We start from the raw sequence: 18,378 nt of genomic DNA, 5'->3' as shown, positions 1-18,378 counted from the left end.
AGGGGGCCCGCTCTGCGGCTCAGTACCAGTTCATGGCCTGGGAGTGTCCCCAGGCGCTGCACGGGGTGCCGTAGGCGTCGGCGATGTACTGCAGGCCCCAGGCGATCTGGGTGGCGGCGTTCGTCTGCCAGTCGGCACCCGCCGAGGCCATCTTGCTGCCGGGCAGCGCCTGCGGGATGCCGGTCGCTCCCCCGTCGTTGTTGTACGCCTGGTAGTTCCAGCCGGACTCCTTGTTCCACAGCGAGTTCAGGCAGGAGAACTGGTCGCCACCCCAGCCGTAGCGGTCGGCCATCATCTGCTGTGCGGTGGCCCGAGCCCCGTCCGGCGTGTTCGCGGAGGCGAGCGCGGCCGCTGCGGCCGCCGCCTTCTCCTCGGCGGCGCGCGCAGCGTCCTCTGCCGCCTTCTTCTCCTGCGCGGCGGTGTAGGCCTGCTGGAGCTCTGCCGTCGCGGTCACGACCTTGTCGGTCTCCGCCTCGGCCTGCGCGGTCGTCACCGTGATGAGGACCAGCGGGAGGGTGGATCGGTCGGCGAGGGTCTCCAGGTCGTCCTCGAGAGCGGTGGTGTCCACGGACGCCGCCGCGCCCACGTCGAGGCCCGACTCGGCGACCTCCGTTGACAGGCTCTTCGCCGCGGCGACCGCATCGGTCGCGTTCGAGACCGTCATGACGGCCTGATCGGCGATACGGGTGAGGGGCTCGGTGCCGAGGTCGTGGCTCGTGACGGCGGAGGTGGCGTCGGAGCGCTCCGCTCCGGCCGCCGGGGCGGAGGCGAGGCCCACGCTGAGGGTGATGCCGACGAGCGCGACCGTGGCGGCGCCGAGGGCGATGAGGGGTGTACGGGTGACGGTGGCGCGAGCGGCTGCCGCGTCGGAGGCGCGCCGAAGCGCACGGGTCTTCTGAAGCAAGGCTTTGACTTTCGGGTCGTCGTACGCCCATATCGGGGACTCATCGGGAGCTCGCCCCGGGCGCAAGTCAACGAGTCTGCGTCATCAACCTGAACGAAAACTAGCCCTCACCTGGGATTTTCATGAGAGAGGGCCCCACGCGGCCAGGCGGCGGCGTGGGGCCCTCTCGAAAGGAGTGCGGTGCGATCAGGCGTTCGCGTCCTGACGCTTGAGACGCGAGGCCTCGCGACCGCGGACGGTCTGGTCGAGGATCACCTTGCGGATGCGGACCTTCTCCGGAGTCACCTCGACGCATTCGTCGTCGCGCGCGAACTCCAGGCTCTCCTCCAGCGTGAGGATGCGCGGCGGCGTCATCGACTCGAAGTTGTCGGCCGTGGAGGAACGCATGTTGGTGAGCTTCTTCTCCTTGGTGATGTTGACGTCCATGTCGTCGGCGCGCGAGTTCTCGCCGATGACCATGCCCTCGTAGACCTCTTCGGTCGGCTGCACGAAGAACGACATGCGCTCCTGGAGCGCGATCATCGCGAAGGGGGTGACGACACCCGAGCGGTCGGCCACGATCGAGCCGTTCTGGCGCGTGGTGATCTGCCCCGCCCACGGCTCGTAGCCGTGCGAGATCGCGTTGGCGATACCCGTGCCGCGGGTCGTCGTGAGGAACTCGCTGCGGAAGCCGATGAGACCACGCGAGGGCACGACGAACTCCATGCGCACCCAGCCGGTGCCGTGGTTGGTCATGTTCTCCATGCGGCCCTTGCGGTTCGCGAGGAGCTGGGTGATCGCGCCGAGGTGCTCCTCCGGCGTGTCGATGGTCAGGTGCTCGAACGGCTCGTAGACCTTGCCGTCGATCTTCTTGGTGACCACCTGCGGCTTGCCGACCGTGAGCTCGAAGCCCTCGCGGCGCATGTTCTCGACGAGGATGGCGAGGGCCAGCTCACCGCGACCCTGCACCTCCCAGGCGTCGGGACGCCCGATGTCGACGACCTTGAGCGACACGTTGCCGATGAGCTCGCGGTCGAGGCGGTCCTTCACCATGCGTGCGGTGAGCTTGTGCCCCTTGACCTTGCCCATGAGCGGCGAGGTGTTGGTGCCGATCGTCATGGAGATCGCGGGGTCGTCGACCGTGATGGCCGGCAGCGGACGGATGTCCTCGGGGTCGGCGATGGTCTCGCCGATGGTGATGTCCTCGAAGCCGGCGATGGCGACGATGTCTCCGGGGCCGGCGGATTCGGCCGGGTAGCGCTCCAGGGCGCGGGTCTTCAGCAGCTCGGTGATCCGGGCATTGCTGGTCGAGCCGTCGGAGCGGACCCAGGCGACCGTCTGGCCCTTCTTGAGCGTGCCGTTGAAGACGCGCAGCAGGGCGAGGCGACCGAGGAAGGGGCTGGAGTCCAGGTTCGTGACCCAGGCCTGCAGCGGGGCCTCGTCGTCGTAGGCCGGGGCCGGGACGTGCTCGAGGATGGCCTCGAACAGCGGCTCGAGGTCGTCGTTGTCGGGCAGCGAGCCGTCGGCGGGACGGTTCTGCGACGCGGCGCCGGCGCGGCCGGAGGCGTAGACCACGGGCACGTCGAGCAGCGCGTCGACGTCGAGATCGGGCACGTCGTCGACGAGGTCGGAGGCCAGACCCAGCAGGAGGTCGTGCGCCTCCTCCTCGACCTCGGCGATCCGGGCGTCCGGACGGTCGGTCTTGTTGACCAGGAGGATGACGGGGAGCTTGGCCTCGAGCGCCTTGCGCAGCACGAAGCGGGTCTGCGGCAGCGGGCCCTCGCTCGCGTCCACGAGCAGCACGACGCCGTCGACCATCGACAGGCCGCGCTCGACCTCGCCGCCGAAGTCGGCGTGGCCGGGGGTGTCGATCACGTTGATCGTGATCTCCTTGCCGCCGGCGTGCTTGCCCTTGTAGGTGATCGCCGTGTTCTTGGCGAGGATCGTGATGCCCTTCTCGCGCTCCAGATCGTTGGAGTCCATCGCGCGCTCCTCCACGTGCGAGTGTTCGCCGAAGGAGCCCGTCTGGCGGAGCATCGCGTCGACGAGCGTGGTCTTGCCGTGGTCGACGTGGGCGACGATTGCGACGTTGCGGAGGTCAGAGCGGAGGGCGTGCGCCATACAAGGGTCCTCAAAGAGTGTGGGGTTGCGCCGGGAAGCCGACGTTCCAGGATAACGTACGCGCGGATCGGGTTCCTGAACGCACGTCGTACCATCGTCCCGTGAGCCTCCCCGACCCGACTCCCCCGGTGCCGCAGACGCCGTCGACCGCGCCCATCCGGCGCGACGAGCCGCGTGAGGGTCGAGCGCGCCTGTGGTGGGAGATCGCCATCGTGCTCGCCCTGGGTCTGGGCCAGTCCGCGATCTACGCGATCGTGCAGCTCGCCTATCGGCTCACCGACGACACGCCCCTCGCGGATCAGACCGCCACCCTCAACCCCTCCCGCAGCGACCGGGAGGTGTTCGACCTCATCTATCAGGTGCTGTCCATCGGCTTCGCCCTGGTACCGGTGCTCCTCGTCTGCTTCCTGCTGTGGCAGCGCCGTCGCCCGCACCTGGAGCGCCTCGGCCTCGACGGTACCCGCGTGGCCGGCGACGTCGGCCGGGGCGTGCTCCTCGTCCTCGCGATCGGCGTGCCGGGCCTGGCGCTCTACCTCGGCGGCCGGGCGCTCGGACTGTTCGTGGCCGTGAACCCCGCGGGTCTGGACGCGCACTGGTGGACCGTGCCGATCCTCCTGCTCGCCGCCGCACGCGCGTCGCTCCAGGAGGAGTTCGTCGTGCTCGGATACCTGTTCGCCCGCCTGCGGGAGCTCGGGTGGTCGCCGTGGACGATCATCGTCTCGACGTCGGTGCTCCGTGCGACGTACCACCTCTATCAGGGGCCCGGCGCCTTCATCGGCAACCTCGCGATGGGACTGCTCTTCGGGTGGCTCTACCACCGCACCGGTCGGCTGCTGCCGTTCCTGGTGGCGCACTTCCTCATCGACGCGGCGGCGTTCGTCGGCTATCCCTGGGCCGCGGCGACCTGGCCCGCCCTGTTCGGTCTTCCCGGCTGAGGCGCGCTCAGCCGAGGTTGACGACGACGAGCGCCGCGACGGCCCACAGCACGATGACGGCGAGGGCGATGAGGGCCGGGCCGTCCCAACTGCGTCGGATCGGGGCGTCCGCCGTCGAGGGTGCCGCGCTCCACAGGTCGCGGATGCTCGTGAGCACCCGCAGAGCCGACGGCACCTTCACCTCAGCGTCCTCCTCGCGGGACGGACGGGGCGGGCGCGCCTTGGCCGGTCCGCCCCAGCAGCTGAGGCTGCGGCCGTCGTCCAGCGTGAACTCGAGCTGCCAGCGCATGTCGATGTCCTGCACACGCGCCCAGCCGACGGTCGTGCGACGCAGCAGGTTCTGCACCACGGCCCCCTCCTGATCCACGCGGACGAAGGAGACGAAAGCGGTCTCGTACACGATCCACAGACCGAGCAGCAGCCAGGGCGCCACGAGAAGCGCCTGCACGATGCTGCCGTTGACGACGGTGTCCCCGAGCAGGAACAGCACCAGCAGGATGCTGAGGACGAAGACGACGGTGCCCGAGGGCGCACGGTAGGTCCGTGCGCCCTCGGGGTGTCCGGGAGATGCCACCTCAGAGGCCGCCGAGCGGGATCGAGGCACCGGGGATCGCCTGCAGCAGACGATCCGTGTACTCCTCCTGCGGGTTCGCGAAGATCTCGTCGACCGTCCCCTGCTCGACGACCTTGCCCTTCTCCATGACGCAGACCAGGTCGCTGGAGACCCGGACGACCGCGAGGTCATGCGTGATGAAGAGGTACGTCAGGTTCAGCTCCGACTGGAGTTCGGCGAGCAGCTGCAGGATCTGGTCCTGCACGAGCACGTCGAGTGCCGACACCGCCTCGTCGAGGACGATGATGTCGGGCTTGAGCGCCAGCGCACGCGCGATCGCCACGCGCTGCCGCTGTCCGCCGGAGAGCTCGTTCGGGTAGCGCGTGGCCAGCGCCTGCGGCAGGGCGACCTGCTCCAGGAGCTCTTCCACGCGAGCCCGATGCGAGGCCCGGTCGCCGACGCCGTGTATCTGCAGCGGCTCCGCGATGGTGTTGCCGATGTTCCGCAGCGGATCCAGGGATCCGTAGGGATCCTGGAACACCGGCTGCATGCGCCGGCGGAGTCCGAACGACTGCGCGTTCGACAGGTGGGACACGTCCTGCCCGTCGATCTCGATCGTCCCGCTCGTCGGCTCCTCCAGCTTGAGCACCATCTTCGCGACCGTGGACTTCCCCGAACCCGACTCGCCGACGAGCGCCAGCGTCTTTCCGCGCGGGATCTCGAACGACACGTCGTCCACCGCCCGGAACGCCTCGCTGCGGAAGTTGCCCTGCCGGATCTTGTAGTCCTTGGTCAGGCCGGCCACACGGACCGTCGGCGGGATGTCGGCCAGGTCGTCGAGGGTCTCGATGCCCCGGTCCTCCACAACCGCCTGGATCCGCTGCGAGGCGACGCTGGGCGCCGCGGCGACCAGTCGCTTCGTGTACGGGTGCTGCGGGTTCTCCAGGATCTGCCGGCTGGGGCCCGCCTCGACGATGTTGCCGCCGTTCATGACGATGATCTTCTCGGCGCGTTCGGCCGCGAGTCCCAGGTCGTGCGTGATCAGCAGCACCGAGGTGCCCTTGTCGCGCGTGAGCGACGCCATGTGGTCGAGGATGACCCGCTGCACCGTCACGTCGAGAGCCGAGGTCGGCTCGTCGGCGATGAGGAGCTTCGGGTCGGCGGCGAGGCCGATCCCGATCAGCGCCCGCTGGCGCATTCCGCCGGAGAACTGGTGCGGATACTGGTGGAGGCGACGCTCGGCATCCGCCAGCCCGGCCTGCTGCAGCACCTCGATCGTCCGCGCCTTCGCCGCGGCGCGCCCCTGGGCGACGCCGTTCGCGCGGACGGCCTCCTTCACCTGGAAGCCGATGCTCCACACGGGGTTCAGGCTCGACATCGGGTCCTGCGGGACGAAGCCGATGTCTCGACCGCGCACCGCCTCCATGTCGCGCCGGCTCAGCCCGGTCAGCGGGCGTCCCTCCAGCGTGATGGACCCGCCCGTGATCGTTCCCGTGCCCGGAAGCAGGTCGACGATGGCGGTCGCCGTGGTCGACTTGCCCGAGCCTGACTCGCCGACGATGGCGACCGTCTCACCGGGCATCACATCGAACGTGATCCCGTGCAGGACCTCGCGCATCCCGCCCTGCGTGCGGAACGCGACGGTGAGGTCGCGCACGCTCAGCAGCGGCATCTGTGGGGTGGTGCGGTCGCTCATCGGCGAGCCCTCGCCTTCGGGTCGAGGGCGTCTCGGATGAGCTCGCCCAGGGTGACGAACGCGAGCACCGCGAGGGTGAGCGCGAGCGCCGGATAGATGAGGGACATCGGAGCGACGCGGAGCGAAGCCTGTGCCCTGGCGATGTCATTACCCCACGACATGACCTCGCTGCCGAGCCCGACCCCGAGGAACGACAATGTCGACTCCGCGACGATCGCCGCCGCCAGGCCGAGCGTCGACACGACCAGCAGAGGTGCGATCGCGTTCGGAACGACATGGCTAAGGAGCACTCGGAACTTCGATTGCCCCAGTGCCCGAGAGGCCATGACGAAGTCCGCCTGCCGCACGCGGAGGATCTCCGCCCTGACGACTCGCGCCGTCGAGGCCCACGCGAACCCGCCGATGGCGAGAGCCAGCGTCCAGACCGAGCGCGCGTCCTTCAGCACCGTCATCACGACCACGGCGGCGAGGATGTAGGGGATCGCGAAGAAGATGTCGCCGACGCGGGACAGGACCGAGTCCAGCCAGCCGCCGTAGAAACCTGCCAGGGCTCCCATGATGAGTCCGAGGATCGAGGAGATCACGGTGGCGATGAGGCCCACCGCCAGCGAAGTCTGCGATCCCCACACGATCCGCGCGTAGATGTCGCACCCTTGGAATGTGAATCCGAGCGGGTGGCCTTCCGTCGGGCCTCCGTTGCTGTTGGAGAGCTGGCAGTCGCTGTTCGGCGGGGTCGACGTGAACAGCGTCGGCCAGAGGGCCATGAGAAGGAACACCAACGCCAAAACCACCGAGAACCAGAAGAGCGGACGGCGGCGCACGTCGCGCCACGCATCGCGCCAGAGATTGCTCGGCTTGTCGGAAATTCGGACGGCATCGACGTTGATGGACTCCGTCTCGACAGGGGCTACGAAGTGTTTCTGGGTCGTGGGATCAGACATATCGAATCCTTGGGTCGAGCAGACCATAGAGCAGGTCGATGAGCAGGTTCACCAAGACGTACAGGATGACGAAGACCGTGACGAACGAGACGACCGTCGGGCCCTCCCCCCGTCGGATCGCTTCGAAGAGGGTGTTGCCGACACCCGGCACGTTGAAGATGCCCTCCGTGACGGTGGCCCCCACGAGAAGGACGCCGAAGTTGGTGGCCGAGTTGGTGATGACGGGAATGAGGGAGTTTCGCAGCACGTGGACGGGGAGCACGCGATTCCGCGAGAGCCCCTTGCCGTACGCAGTACGCACCCAGTCCTGATTGAGGGTGTCGATGACGGAGCTCCGCATCAGCCGCATACTCACGGCGTAGAGGCTGAACCCGAGCACGAGGGCAGGGAGCCAGAGTCCGCCCCAGTCGTTGTCCGCTCCGACCGTGGGCTTGAACCACCCGAGTCGGATGGCGAGGAAGTACTGTGCCAGGAAGGCGACCACGAAGATCGGGATGGCGATCGCGACGAGCGCCACCATGAGGGAGACGTTGTCGAAGAACTTGCCCTTCCGCAGAGCGGAGATCGTGCCGATGACGATGGCGAGCACGAACTCGATTCCGATGGCCATGACGGCCAGGCGTCCCGTCACGGGCAAGGTCGCCGCCAGGACCGTCGACACCGGACGACCGGAGTAGGTCGTCCCGAGGTCGCCCTGGAACACCCCGGTGATGTAGTACCAGTACTGGACGAGGAACGGGTCGTTCAGGTGGTACTGCTCACGGAGCTGCTCGATGACAGCCGGATTCGGGGTCTTGTCGCCGAAGAGGGCGAGGATGGGGTCGCCGGGCATGGCGAACACCAGGAAATAGATGAGCAGGGTGGCTCCGAAGAAGACCGGGATCACCTGCAGAAGACGTCTCAGAATGTAACCGAGCATCCGCTTGTCCCTTCTCTGAGGGGCAAAGAAAGCGAGCCGAACACAGCCTGTGAGGCGGTGACGAAGATCGCCACCGCCTCACAGGTGAAGTGCCGTCAGACTTACTCGCCGGCCTTCGTGATCTCGTAGTAGAGCGGAACCGAGTTCCAGCCGAACGTCACGTTGTCGACGTTCTCGCTGTAGCCACCGGTCACGTTCGAGTACCAGAGCGGGATCGCCGGAAGATCCTCGAACAGGACCTCCTGGGCCTTGGTGAAGTCCTCGAGCTGAGCGTCCGGGTCAGGGTTGCTGATACCGGCCTTGATGAGCTCATCGAACTCCGGGCTCGTGTAGTCGCCGTCGTTAGAGCTGGCGCCGGTCGCGTAGAGCGGGCCGAGGAAGTTGTACAGGCCCGGGTAGTCCGCCTGCCAGCCGGAGCGCGCCGCCGTGGTGATGGTGCGGTCGTTCACCTTGGTGCGCAGGTCCTGGAAGGTCGGGTACGGGTCGCCGGACGCCTCGATACCGAGCGTGTTCTTGATGCTGTTGCTGACCGCATCGACCCACGCGTCGTGTCCGCCGTCGGCGTTGTAGGCGATCTTGAAGTCACCCTCCCACGGCGAGATGGCGTCGGCCTCTGCCCAGAGTTCCTTCGCCTTCTCCGGGTCGTAGTCCAGAACCTCGTTGCCGGGGACGTCCTCCGACCAGCCTGCGATCACCGGCGACGTGAAGTCGGCAGCCGGGGTGCGCGTTCCCGAGAAGATCGTCTCGGTGATCTCCTCCCGGTTGATGGCCATCGAGATCGCCTGACGACGCAGCTTGCCCTCTTCGCCGCTGAAGTGCGGGAGGAACTGGCCGATCGTGAAGGACTGGAAGACGGCGGAAGGCTGGTTCACCGCGCGGTCGCCGAGCTCGTCCGTGAACACCGGAAGCGAGTTGGTCGGGATCGCATCGATCACGTCGACCTCGTTTCCGAGGAGGTCAGCGTACGCGGACTCCTGGGTCGCGTAGAACTTGATGGTCAGGCCGCCGTTCTTCGCCTGGCGTCCACCCTCGTAGTCGTCGTTGCGGACCAGGTCGATCTGCACGTCGTGCTGCCAGGCGTCGTCACCGTCGATCATGTACGGGCCGTTGCCGATGGGGTTCTGTCCGAAGGCGTCCATGTCCTCGAACGCGACATCGGGCAGCGGGTAGTACGCCGAGTACCCCAGGCGCAGAGCGAAGTCCGAGGCGGGCTTGTTCAGCGCGATGGTGAACGTGTAGTCGTCGACCTGCTCGAGACCGGTGAGCTCGGTGTCCTCCTCGTAGCTGAAGCCCTCGATGTCCTCGAAGAAGTAGCCGGACAGGTGGGCGTTCGATGCCTTCGCACCCTCGTTCCACGCCTTGATGAAGTTGTCGGCCGTGACCTCCTCACCGTTGGTGAAGGTCTGCCCCTTCTTCAGCTTGATCGTGAGGTGCTGAGGGTCGTCGGTGACGATCTCCTCGGCCATGTCGTTGACCGGCTTGCCCTCGGCGTCGTAGTAGACGAGTCCGGCGAAAATCTCGTCGAGGATCTTGCCGCCGCCGACCTCGTTGGTGTTGGTCGGGATGAGCGGGTTCTCCGGCTCGGAGCCGTTCGTGGTGATGATGGCGTCGGCATCCGCGTTCGCGTCGCTTCCTCCGTCACTCGTGTTGCCGCCGCCGCTGGCGCAGCCTGCCAGGGTCAGGGCGCCGATCACGAACAGTGCGCTGCCCGCGAGGGCGATCTTGTTGCGCTTCACTTTTGTCCTCCTGTGGACGTGGGAATTCTGCGCGGCTCATCATCGAGCGCGCAGGGATACCTGAGCGTAACCCGGGGGTCGCGAGTCCAGGACGTTCGGCTAACGAACTGTTACTGAGTGGTGACCATCTGTCACATGACGGAAACATGGCGTAACGCGAACGGCGCCGCGCCGCCGGGAGGCGGGCGCGACGCCGTTCGTCGTGCGGGTCCGTGTCAGGCGAAGGCCTCGATCGGCGGGCAGGCGCAGACGAGGTTGCGGTCGCCGTACGCCTGATCGATCCGGCGGACAGGCGGCCAGTACTTCGCCGCCACCAGCGAGCGCACCGGATAGGCGGCCTCCTCGCGGGTGTAGGCGTGCGCCCACTCCCCCGCGATGAGCGAGACGGCGGTGTGCGGGGCGTGCACGAGCGGGTTGTCGTCCGCAGGCCAGCGCCCCGCGGCGACGGCGTCCGCCTCGGCCTTGATCATGATCATGGCCTCGATGAAGCGCTCGATCTCGTCGAGGTCCTCCGACTCGGTGGGCTCCACCATGAGGGTGCCGGCGACCGGGAACGACATGGTCGGCGCGTGGAACCCGTAGTCGATCAGGCGCTTGGCGACGTCGTCGACGGAGATGCCGGTGGCCTCCTTGAGCGGACGCAGGTCGAGGATGCACTCATGCGCGACCCGTCCGTTCTCCCCCGTGTACAGCACGGGGAAGTGGCCACCGAGGCGCTCGGCGATGTAGTTCGCAGAGAGGACCGCCGCGGCGGTCGCGCGCCGGAGGCCCTCGGCGCCCATCATGCGCACGTACGCCCACGAGATCGGGAGGATGCCCGCAGAGCCGTACGGGGCCGCGGAGATCACCGCACCCTCGAACGTGTGGCCGCCGAAGTGCTCGGCGCGCTGCGCGAGCGGGTGCGACGGCAGGTACGGCGCGAGGTGCGCCTTCGCCGCGACCGGACCGATGCCCGGGCCACCGCCGCCGTGCGGGATGGCGAAGGTCTTGTGCAGGTTGAGGTGCGAGACGTCGCCGCCGAGGTCGCCGAATCGCGCGTAGCCGAGGAGCGCGTTGAGGTTCGCGCCGTCGACGTACACCTGACCGCCGGCCGCGTGCACCGCCCCGGTGATCTCCACGACCTGCTCCTCGTAGACGCCGTGCGTGGACGGGTACGTGATCATCAGCGCCGCCAGGTCGTCAGCGTGCTGGGCGATCTTCGCGCGGAGGTCGTCCAGGTCGACGTTGCCGAGCGCGTCGCTCGCCACCACGACGACCTTCATGCCGGCGAGCACAGCGGAGGCCGCGTTCGTGCCGTGGGCGGAGGACGGGATGAGGCACACGATGCGGTGGTCGTCGCCGTTCGCGCGGTGGTAGCCGCGGATCGCGAGGAGGCCCGCCAGCTCCCCCTGCGAGCCGGCGTTCGGCTGCAGCGACACCGCGTCGTACCCGGTGATCTCGGCGAGCCAGCCCTCGAGCTGATCGATGAGCTCCAGGTAGCCGCGGACGTCGGCCTCCGGGGCGAACGGGTGGATTCCCGCGAACTCCGGCCACGTGATGGCGGCCATCTCCGTGGCGGCGTTGAGCTTCATCGTGCACGAGCCGAGCGGGATCATGCCGCGGTCGAGGGCGTAGTCCCGGTCGGACAGGCTCTTCAGATACCGCATCATGGCGGTCTCGCTGCGGTGGCTGTGGAACACCGGGTGCGTGAGGTACTCGTCTTCGCGGCGGAGGGCGTCCGGCAGCGCGTCCGCGTCGCCGAGGCCGAAGCCGAAGGCGCGCTCCTGCTTCCCTCCGAAGACCTGCGCGACCTGGTGCAGCTCGGCCACCGTGGTCGTCTCGTCGACCGCGATGCCGATCGTGTCGGCGTCGGCGACCCGCAGGAGGATGCCGTAGCCGCCTCGCGCCTGGTCGGCGTACTCCGCCGCCCGGCCCGGGACGCGCACGGTCAGCGTGTCGAAGAAGTGCTCATGGACGACCTCGGCGCCGGCCTCGACGAGCCAGTCGCGCAGCAGGGCCGCCTTGGCGGCGACGTCGCGGGCGATCTCGCGAAGCCCGTCCGGGCCGTGATAGACCGCGTACATCGACGCCATCACGGCGAGGAGCACCTGGGCGGTGCAGATGTTCGACGTCGCCTTCTCGCGGCGGATGTGCTGCTCGCGGGTCTGCAGCGAGAGACGGTAGGCCGGCTTGCCTTCGGCGTCGACGGAGACGCCGACGAGGCGTCCGGGCAGCTGCCGCTCCAGGCCTGCGCGCACGGCCATGTAGCCGGCGTGCGGGCCGCCGAAGCCCATCGGCACGCCGAAGCGCTGCGTCGTGCCCACGGCCACGTCGGCCCCGAGGGTGCCGGGCGCGTTGAGGAGCGTCAGCGCGAGCAGGTCGGCGGCCGCGACGGCGAGCGCGCCGGCGACGTGCGCGGCGTCGAACACCGCGGACGGATCCCATACGCGGCCCGAAGCCCCCGGATACTGCACGAAAACGCCGAAGAGCTCGGCGGGGAGCTCCTCCCCCGCCGCGAAGTCGACCGTGACGAGCTCGATGCCGAGCGCCTCGGCCCGGGACGCGAGCATGGCCTTCGTCTGCGGCAGCGCATCCGCGTCCACCGCGAAGACGTTCGAGGAGGTCTTCGAGGCCCGGCGCGCGAGCAGCATCGCCTCCACGACCGCGGTGGACTCGTCGAGCATCGACGCGTTCGCGGTGGTGAGGCCGGTGAGCTCGGACACCATCGTCTGGAAGTTGATCAGCGCTTCGAGGCGCCCCTGCGAGATCTCGGGCTGGTACGGCGTGTAGGCCGTGTACCAGGACGGGTTCTCGAGGACGTTGCGCTGGATGACCTGCGGCGTGACGGTGCCGTAGTATCCGAGGCCGATCATCGAGCGGTTCACCGTGTTCCGCGCGGCGAGGGCACGCAGTTCGGCCAGCGCCTCCGTCTCCGACGCGGCGACCGGGATGCGGGAGTCGGCGACCGCGTCCTCCGGTCCCGTGTAGATCGAGGCGGGGACGGCCTGACGCATGAGTTCCTCGACCGGGCTCAGCGTCCCGCTGTCGACGGAGCCGAGACCCAGCGCGTCGAGCATCGTGCGCTGGGCGGCCTCGGTCGGTCCGATGTGACGATCGGCGAATGCAACCACTTCCGGATCAGCCCTCCGTGAGTGCGACGTAGGCGTCGCGGTCCAGCAGTCCGTCCAGCGCATCGGGGGCGACGGACACCTTGAGCAGCCAGCCGCCCTCGAAAGGCTCGGCGTTGACGAGCGAGGGGTCGTCAACGACGGCGTCGTTGATCTCGACGACCGTGCCGGCGACCGGGGCGTAGAGCTCCCCGACCGACTTGGTGGACTCGATCTCGCCGACGACGGAGCCGGCGGTCAGCTCGGTACCGACGGCGGGGAGCTCGACGAAGACGACGTCCCCCAGCTTCTCGGCGGCGTAGTCGGTGATGCCGATGGTGACGGTGTCGCCGTCACCGGCGATCCATTCGTGCTCGTCGGTGTAGCGGAGTGCGCTGAGGTCGGTCATTTTGTCCTCCGGTAGAAAGGCAGGGCGGTCACGGTCGCGGGGATACGGGTCCCCCGCACATCAAGGAATACTGCGGTTCCCTCTTCCGCGGAAGAAGGGTCGACGTACGCCATCGCGATGGGATGGCCGAGCGTCGGGCTCAGGGCGCCGCTGGTGATCTCGCCGATCGGAGAGCCGTCGGCGTCGACGACCGCATAGCCGGCGCGGCCGGCGCGCCGCCCCTCCGCCGTCAGGCCGACGAGGATGCGGGCGTCGTCGGCCGGCGCCGGTGCGTCCTTGCCGACGAAACGCTCCTTCGCGGCGACCACGACCCGGCCGAGGCCGGCCTGGGCGGGTGCGGTGTCGAGGCTGAGCTCATGCCCGTAGAGCGGCATGCCCGCCTCCAGGCGGAGGGTGTCGCGCGCGGCGAGGCCGGCGGGGACGAGCCCGTGCGGCGCGCCGGCGTCGAGGACGGCGTCCCACAGTGCGGTCGCGTGGGCGGCCGGGACGAGGAGCTCGAAGCCGTCCTCCCCGGTGTAGCCGGTGCGGGCGAGGAGCAGCGGCTCCCCGGCGAACGACGCGGTCGCCCACGCGTAGTACTTCTGCTCCGCCCAGGGGACGCTGACGTCGGCGATGCCCGCCGTCGCGGCGAGGATCTCCTCGGCCCGCGGGCCCTGCACGGCGATCAGCGCGTAGTCGTCCGAGACGTCGGCGACCTCCACGGGGCCCGCGTCCGCGTCCGCGACCCGCGCGGTGAGTGCCTGACGCACCGCGTCGCGGTTGCCCGCGTTGGAGATGATGAGGAAGTCGTCGTCGGCCAGGCGGTAGACGATCACATCGTCGACGATGCCGCCCTCGGGCGTCAGCAGCAGGGAGTACTTCGCCTTGCCGACCGCGAGAGCCGACAGCCGCCCGGCGAGGGCGTAGTCGAGGAAGGCCGCCGCGCCGGTGCCGCGGACCGTGAACTCGGCCATGTGCGAGATGTCGAAGATGCCCGCCGCCTGGCGCACCGCGTGGTGCTCGGCGAGGTCGGACGTGTAGCGAACAGGCATCTGCCAGCCGCCGAAATCGGTGAAGGAAGCGCCGAGCGCCTCATGGCGCTCGCGCAACGGGGTGTAGCGGGGGTCGGACATGGAGTTCTCCCGGGCTGGGTCGGGCGGGACGACGACGTCGTCCCTGGGAACTCCCCCTCTGTCATGGGCCTGAGAGCTTCGCCCGCGCGAGCGCTGGGCTTTCACCGTCGGCGGATCCCCCGGTGCTCGGGATCGCTTTTCAGAGCGGCCGGACCTCCGCGGTACGCGTACCTGAGAGATTGGCGGGGAGGCTTGCTCCTTCGGTGCCCGGCTGCGTGCGCCGGGGCTCTCCCGCGTCGGTCGTTCGGCCTGTCTTCGATTGTGGGTTCAGTCTAGCGGTCTCCCCCGCCCGCTCAGGAGCCCAGCGCGAGCTCCGCTCTGACCTCGTCACGGAGCCTGCCGAGGTTCTCCGGTTCGGGGGCCGCCGCCAGAAGCGTCCTGGTGTACTCGTGCTGCGGGTTCAGGATCACCTCGTCGGCCGTTCCCCGCTCCACGACGTCGCCCTGGAAGAGGACCATGATGTCGTCGGAGAAGTGCCGCGCGGTCGCGAGGTCGTGCGTGATGTAGAGGACGCCGAGGTTCTCCTCGCGCTGCAGCTCGGCGAGCAGGTTGAGCACGCCGAGCCGGATCGACACGTCGAGCATCGACACCGGCTCGTCGGCCACGATGAACCGGGCGCCGGGGGCCAGGGCCCGCGCGATCGCCACACGCTGCCGCTGTCCGCCGGAGAGCTCGTGCGGGCGCCGTTCCGCGAAGCTCTCGCCCGGAGTGAGCCGCACGCGCTCCAGCAGCTCGATCGCCCGCGCCCGCACCTCGCGGCTGTCGAGCTTGGGGTGGTGCAACCGGATCGGACGCTCCAGGTGGTGCACGATCGTGTGGAACGGGTTGAGTGAGGCGAACGGGTCTTGGAAGACCATCTGCACGTCCGACCGGTAGCGCTCGAGGGCCGACCCCCGCGTGCCGGACTCCTCGCCGTCGAGGAGGATGCTTCCCGAGGTCGGCGTCTCCAGCTTCATCAGCATCCGGGCGATGGTCGACTTGCCCGACCCGGACTCGCCGACGAGCGCCGTGGTCCGCCCGGCCTCCAGCGTGAACGACACGTCCTTCACCGCGTGCAGCACGCTGGTGCGGAACCCCGAGCGCAGGTGGAAGTCCTTCACGAGGTTCCTCGCCTCGAGGGTGCCGCCGCGCCTCGTCCCGTCCACGCTCATCCGATGACCTCCTGGTTCACGCTGCCGCTGCGGACGAAGTCGCCCCGCTCGCCCGTGAGGGACGGGAAGCTCGACAGCAGCCGCTGGGTGTACTCGTGCTGCGGGTTGCGGTAGATCTCGGCCGCGGTGCCCTGCTCGACGATCCGGCCCTGCAGCATGACCGCGATGCGGTCGCTGATCTCGATCAGCATGGGCAGATCGTGCGTGATGAAGATGACGGCGAAGCCGAGCTTCTCGCGCAGGCGCATGATCTCCCGGATGATGCCGCGCTGCACGACCACGTCGAGCGCCGTGGTGGGCTCGTCCATGATCATGACCTGCGGGTCGAGCGCGAGCGCCATCGCGATCATCATGCGCTGGCGCATGCCGCCGGAGAGCTCGTGCGGGAAGCTCGTCAGCCGGCCGGGGTCGACGCCGACGAGCGTGAGCAGCTCCTCCGCGCGCTCCTGCTTGGCCTTCTTCGACATTCCGGGGCGGTGGGTGTCGAAGATGTCGAAGATCTGCGCGCGGACCGAGATGACGGGGTTGAGGGAGTTCATCGCCCCCTGGAAGACCATCGAGATCTTGTCCCAGCGGAAAGCGCGCAGCCCGTCCCCGTCGAGTCCGACGACGTCGATGTCGTGGCCGTCGCGGTCGTGGAACACGATCTCGCCGTCGGTCATCAGCGCCGGCGCCTTGAGCAGCCGGTTCATCCCGTACGCGAGGGTCGTCTTGCCGCAGCCCGACTCCCCCGCGAGTCCGAGGATCTCGCCGCGGTGGAGCGTCAGCGAGACGTCGCGGACGGCTTTGACGGGCGGGTCGACCTCGTACTCGATCGAGACGTTCCTGGCGGTGAGCACGGCGTCGCTCATGCGGTGACCCCCTTCTCCTTCGCGGCCTTGCGCAGACGACGGGCCGCATCGGGCGCGTTGCGCAGCTTCGGGTTGATGACCTCGTCGATGGCGAAGTTGATCAGCGCGAGTCCCGCGCCGAGGATCGCGATCATGATGCCCGGCGGCACGAACCACCACCAGGCACCGCGACCGAGGGCCTGACCGGACTGGGCGTCGTTGAGGATCGAGCCCCAGGTGATCGAGGAGTTCGGACCGAGACCGAGATACGACAGCCCCGCCTCGCCGAGGATGGCGAAGATGATCGCGAAGAGGAACTGCGCGGTCAGCAGCGGGAGCAGGTTCGGCATGATCTCGACGAGGATCACCCGGAGGGACTTCTCCCCCGCCACCTTCGACGCGTACACGTAATCGCGGGTGCGGAGCGAGCGGGTCTGCAGCCGCAGCACGTACGCCGCTCCGGCCCAGGAGGTGATGCCCAGGACGAAGGCCACGAGCTGCCAGCTGCGCTGCGGCACGAACGACGCGATCACCATGACCAGCGGCAGTCCGGGGATCACGATCATGACGTTCGTCAGGAGAGCGAGGACGTCCTCCCGCCAGCCGCCGAGGTACCCGGCCAGGACACCGAAGAGGAGCGAGAGCACGATGGCGATGCCGCCGGCCGTGACGCCGATGAGCAGCGACCCCTGCGCCCCGACGGCGAGCTGAGCGAGCACGTCGTTGCCGAGCTTGGTCGTGCCCAGCCAGTGCTCCGCCGAGGGCGCGGCGAGGGCGGGGTTGTCGGTGCTGCGCGGGTTCTGCGTGAAGAACGGCGCGATGATCGCGAAGAGCACGATGGCGAGCACGAGGACGGACCCGACGATGAACTTCGGCGACGTGCTGGGCAGGATCCGGCGGCGCCGGCGCTCCTGACGCTGCGTGGCCAGGGCGACGGTGCCCTCGGGGGCGACGGTGGGAGGCTCCTCCACGAGGAGCGGGTTCTTCGTGTCAGACATTCTGGCGAGCCCTCGGGTCGATGAAGCCATAGACGAGGTCCATGAAGAAGTTGGCGACGAGCACCGTGAGGGTGATCACGAGGAACAGTCCCTGCATCAGCGCGTAGTCGTTGTTGGTGACGGCCTGGAACATGAGCTTGCCGACGCCCGGGTAGGTGAAAACCTGCTCCATGACGATGGAGCCGGCCACGACGAACCCGAGGGTGATCGAGAAGCCCGCGATCGACGGGATGGCCGCGTTGCGGGCCGCGTACGTCGTCATGATGCGCCGCGGCCGCAGTCCCTTGGCCTCAGCGGTGAGGACGTAGTCCTCGGCGAGCGTGGAGACCATCATGTTGCGCATGCCGAACATCCAGCCCCCCACGGAGCTGATCACGATCGTGATCGCGGGAAGGAGCGAGTGCGCCACGGCGTCGGTGAAGAACGCCCACGTCGGTTCCGGGCCCTCCGGGAAGTCGAAGACGTCGTAGCCGCCGAACATCGGGAACCAGCCGAGCCCGACCGCGAAGACGGCGATCAGGACGAGCGCGAGCCAGAAGTACGGGATGGACTGCAGCACGGTGGTTGCCGGGATCAGGTGGTCGACCCAGGTACCGCGCTTCCACCCGGCCCAGGCGCCGAGCACGACGCCGAGCAGGAAGGAGATGACCGTCGCGGTGCCGACGAGCACCAGCGTCCAGGGCAGGGCGCCGGCGATCAGCTCGGCCACCGGGGTGGGGAACTTGGTCACCGACACCCCGAGATCGCCTCGGAGCATGCGTCCCCAGTAGGCGAGGTACTGCTCCCAGAGGGACGCATCGTCGCCGCCGAGCAGGAGCTTGATGTTGCGGATGGTGGTCTCGGAGACCTCTCCGCCGGCCCGCTGCATCTTGGCGATCATGATGTCGGCGGGATCCCCCGGCATGAGCCGGGGAAGCAGGAAGTTGATGGAGATCGCAGCCCACAGCGTGAACGCGTAGAACCCGATCCTTCGTGCATAGAACTTCATGTCACTCGTCCTGACTTCCT

At 68.6% G+C, this 18,378-nt stretch carries 15 protein-coding genes and 2 riboswitches; of the genes, 1 reads left to right on the top strand and 14 read right to left on the bottom strand.

Going from position 1 to position 18,378, the window contains the following annotated elements:
- Positions 1 to 19: 19 nt before the first annotated feature.
- Both C6C15_RS05665 and typA read right to left on the bottom strand, forming a co-directional pair.
- Positions 20 to 904, bottom strand: a complete 885-nt coding sequence (locus tag C6C15_RS05665) for a phospholipase (protein WP_199787696.1) — start codon at positions 902 to 904, stop codon at positions 20 to 22.
- A gap of 186 nt (positions 905 to 1,090) precedes the next feature.
- Positions 1,091 to 3,004, bottom strand: a complete 1,914-nt coding sequence (gene typA, locus C6C15_RS05660; protein ID WP_025102945.1) for a translational GTPase TypA — start codon at positions 3,002 to 3,004, stop codon at positions 1,091 to 1,093.
- A 128-nt stretch (positions 3,005 to 3,132) separates the two neighbouring features.
- Here typA and C6C15_RS05655 point away from each other — a divergent pair, with 128 nt between their 5' ends.
- Positions 3,133 to 3,939, top strand: coding sequence for a CPBP family intramembrane glutamic endopeptidase (locus tag C6C15_RS05655; RefSeq protein ID WP_199787708.1), 807 nt, complete (start codon positions 3,133 to 3,135; stop codon positions 3,937 to 3,939).
- Positions 3,940 to 3,946: 7 nt separating this feature from the next.
- On the opposite strand, the gene C6C15_RS05650 is transcribed toward C6C15_RS05655, so the two are convergent.
- The 12 genes from C6C15_RS05650 to C6C15_RS05595 form a co-directional block, all read right to left on the bottom strand.
- Complete coding sequence (locus C6C15_RS05650; RefSeq protein WP_105949512.1) at positions 3,947 to 4,513, bottom strand: hypothetical protein; 567 nt, start codon at positions 4,511 to 4,513, stop codon at positions 3,947 to 3,949.
- 1 nt (position 4,514) lies between these two features.
- Positions 4,515 to 6,188: a dipeptide ABC transporter ATP-binding protein gene (locus C6C15_RS05645; RefSeq protein WP_105949511.1), complete on the bottom strand. Its 1,674-nt coding sequence runs from the start codon at positions 6,186 to 6,188 to the stop codon at positions 4,515 to 4,517.
- On the bottom strand, positions 6,185 to 7,129 hold the full coding sequence (locus tag C6C15_RS05640) for an ABC transporter permease (protein WP_060922737.1): 945 nt from the start codon (positions 7,127 to 7,129) through the stop codon (positions 6,185 to 6,187). The genes C6C15_RS05645 and C6C15_RS05640 overlap by 4 nt, the downstream gene beginning before the upstream one ends.
- The gene (locus C6C15_RS05635) at positions 7,122 to 8,048 is read right to left on the bottom strand and encodes an ABC transporter permease (RefSeq protein ID WP_105949510.1); all 927 of its coding nucleotides are present in this window, start codon (positions 8,046 to 8,048) and stop codon (positions 7,122 to 7,124) included. The genes C6C15_RS05640 and C6C15_RS05635 overlap by 8 nt, the downstream gene beginning before the upstream one ends.
- A gap of 101 nt (positions 8,049 to 8,149) precedes the next feature.
- Positions 8,150 to 9,784, bottom strand: coding sequence for a peptide ABC transporter substrate-binding protein (locus C6C15_RS05630; protein WP_105949509.1), 1,635 nt, complete (start codon positions 9,782 to 9,784; stop codon positions 8,150 to 8,152).
- Positions 9,785 to 9,999: 215 nt separating this feature from the next.
- Positions 10,000 to 12,840, bottom strand: a complete 2,841-nt coding sequence (gene gcvP, locus C6C15_RS05625; RefSeq protein WP_234024237.1) for an aminomethyl-transferring glycine dehydrogenase — start codon at positions 12,838 to 12,840, stop codon at positions 10,000 to 10,002.
- 61 nt (positions 12,841 to 12,901) lie between these two features.
- The gene (gcvH, locus tag C6C15_RS05620) at positions 12,902 to 13,279 is read right to left on the bottom strand and encodes a glycine cleavage system protein GcvH (protein ID WP_105949507.1); all 378 of its coding nucleotides are present in this window, start codon (positions 13,277 to 13,279) and stop codon (positions 12,902 to 12,904) included.
- Positions 13,276 to 14,391, bottom strand: coding sequence for a glycine cleavage system aminomethyltransferase GcvT (gene gcvT, locus C6C15_RS05615; RefSeq protein WP_105949506.1), 1,116 nt, complete (start codon positions 14,389 to 14,391; stop codon positions 13,276 to 13,278). Before gcvT ends, gcvH begins: the two co-directional genes overlap by 4 nt.
- Positions 14,392 to 14,442: 51 nt before the next feature.
- Positions 14,443 to 14,539: riboswitch (glycine riboswitch) on the bottom strand.
- Position 14,540: 1 nt separating this feature from the next.
- A riboswitch (glycine riboswitch) is annotated at positions 14,541 to 14,635 on the bottom strand.
- 49 nt (positions 14,636 to 14,684) lie between these two features.
- Complete coding sequence (locus C6C15_RS05610; protein WP_105949505.1) at positions 14,685 to 15,542, bottom strand: ABC transporter ATP-binding protein; 858 nt, start codon at positions 15,540 to 15,542, stop codon at positions 14,685 to 14,687.
- A complete protein-coding gene (locus C6C15_RS05605) occupies positions 15,539 to 16,393 on the bottom strand; it encodes an ABC transporter ATP-binding protein (protein WP_105949504.1) in 855 nt (284 codons plus the stop codon). Before C6C15_RS05605 ends, C6C15_RS05610 begins: the two co-directional genes overlap by 4 nt.
- On the bottom strand, positions 16,390 to 17,370 hold the full coding sequence (locus C6C15_RS05600; RefSeq protein WP_060923232.1) for an ABC transporter permease: 981 nt from the start codon (positions 17,368 to 17,370) through the stop codon (positions 16,390 to 16,392). The genes C6C15_RS05605 and C6C15_RS05600 overlap by 4 nt, the downstream gene beginning before the upstream one ends.
- Positions 17,363 to 18,358: an ABC transporter permease gene (locus C6C15_RS05595; protein WP_060923233.1), complete on the bottom strand. Its 996-nt coding sequence runs from the start codon at positions 18,356 to 18,358 to the stop codon at positions 17,363 to 17,365. Before C6C15_RS05595 ends, C6C15_RS05600 begins: the two co-directional genes overlap by 8 nt.
- Positions 18,359 to 18,378: the final 20 nt, after the last annotated feature.

The sequence above is a fragment of the Microbacterium sp. str. 'China' genome (assembly GCF_002993305.1).
Lineage (GTDB): Bacteria > Actinomycetota > Actinomycetes > Actinomycetales > Microbacteriaceae > Microbacterium > Microbacterium paraoxydans.
The sequence above is the reverse complement of the archived record's forward strand: the minus strand, read 5'-3'. Positions and strand labels throughout refer to the sequence as shown.

Excerpts from the sequence above, each read along its gene's own strand:
- typA (WP_025102945.1), bottom strand. The coding sequence starts at position 3,004 with ATGGCGCACGCCCTCCGCTCTGACCTCCGCAACGTCGCAATCGTCGCC.
- gcvP (WP_234024237.1), bottom strand. The coding sequence starts at position 12,840 with ATGCTCGACGCGCTGGGTCTCGGCTCCGTCGACAGCGGGACGCTGAGC.
- gcvT (WP_105949506.1), bottom strand. The coding sequence starts at position 14,391 with ATGTCCGACCCCCGCTACACCCCGTTGCGCGAGCGCCATGAGGCGCTC.
- C6C15_RS05605 (WP_105949504.1), bottom strand. The coding sequence starts at position 16,393 with ATGAGCGACGCCGTGCTCACCGCCAGGAACGTCTCGATCGAGTACGAG.
- gcvH (WP_105949507.1), bottom strand. The coding sequence starts at position 13,279 with ATGACCGACCTCAGCGCACTCCGCTACACCGACGAGCACGAATGGATC.
- C6C15_RS05635 (WP_105949510.1), bottom strand. The coding sequence starts at position 8,048 with ATGCTCGGTTACATTCTGAGACGTCTTCTGCAGGTGATCCCGGTCTTC.
- C6C15_RS05595 (WP_060923233.1), bottom strand. The coding sequence starts at position 18,358 with ATGAAGTTCTATGCACGAAGGATCGGGTTCTACGCGTTCACGCTGTGG.
- C6C15_RS05610 (WP_105949505.1), bottom strand. The coding sequence starts at position 15,542 with ATGAGCGTGGACGGGACGAGGCGCGGCGGCACCCTCGAGGCGAGGAAC.
- C6C15_RS05600 (WP_060923232.1), bottom strand. The coding sequence starts at position 17,370 with ATGTCTGACACGAAGAACCCGCTCCTCGTGGAGGAGCCTCCCACCGTC.
- C6C15_RS05645 (WP_105949511.1), bottom strand. The coding sequence starts at position 6,188 with ATGAGCGACCGCACCACCCCACAGATGCCGCTGCTGAGCGTGCGCGAC.
- C6C15_RS05640 (WP_060922737.1), bottom strand. The coding sequence starts at position 7,129 with ATGTCTGATCCCACGACCCAGAAACACTTCGTAGCCCCTGTCGAGACG.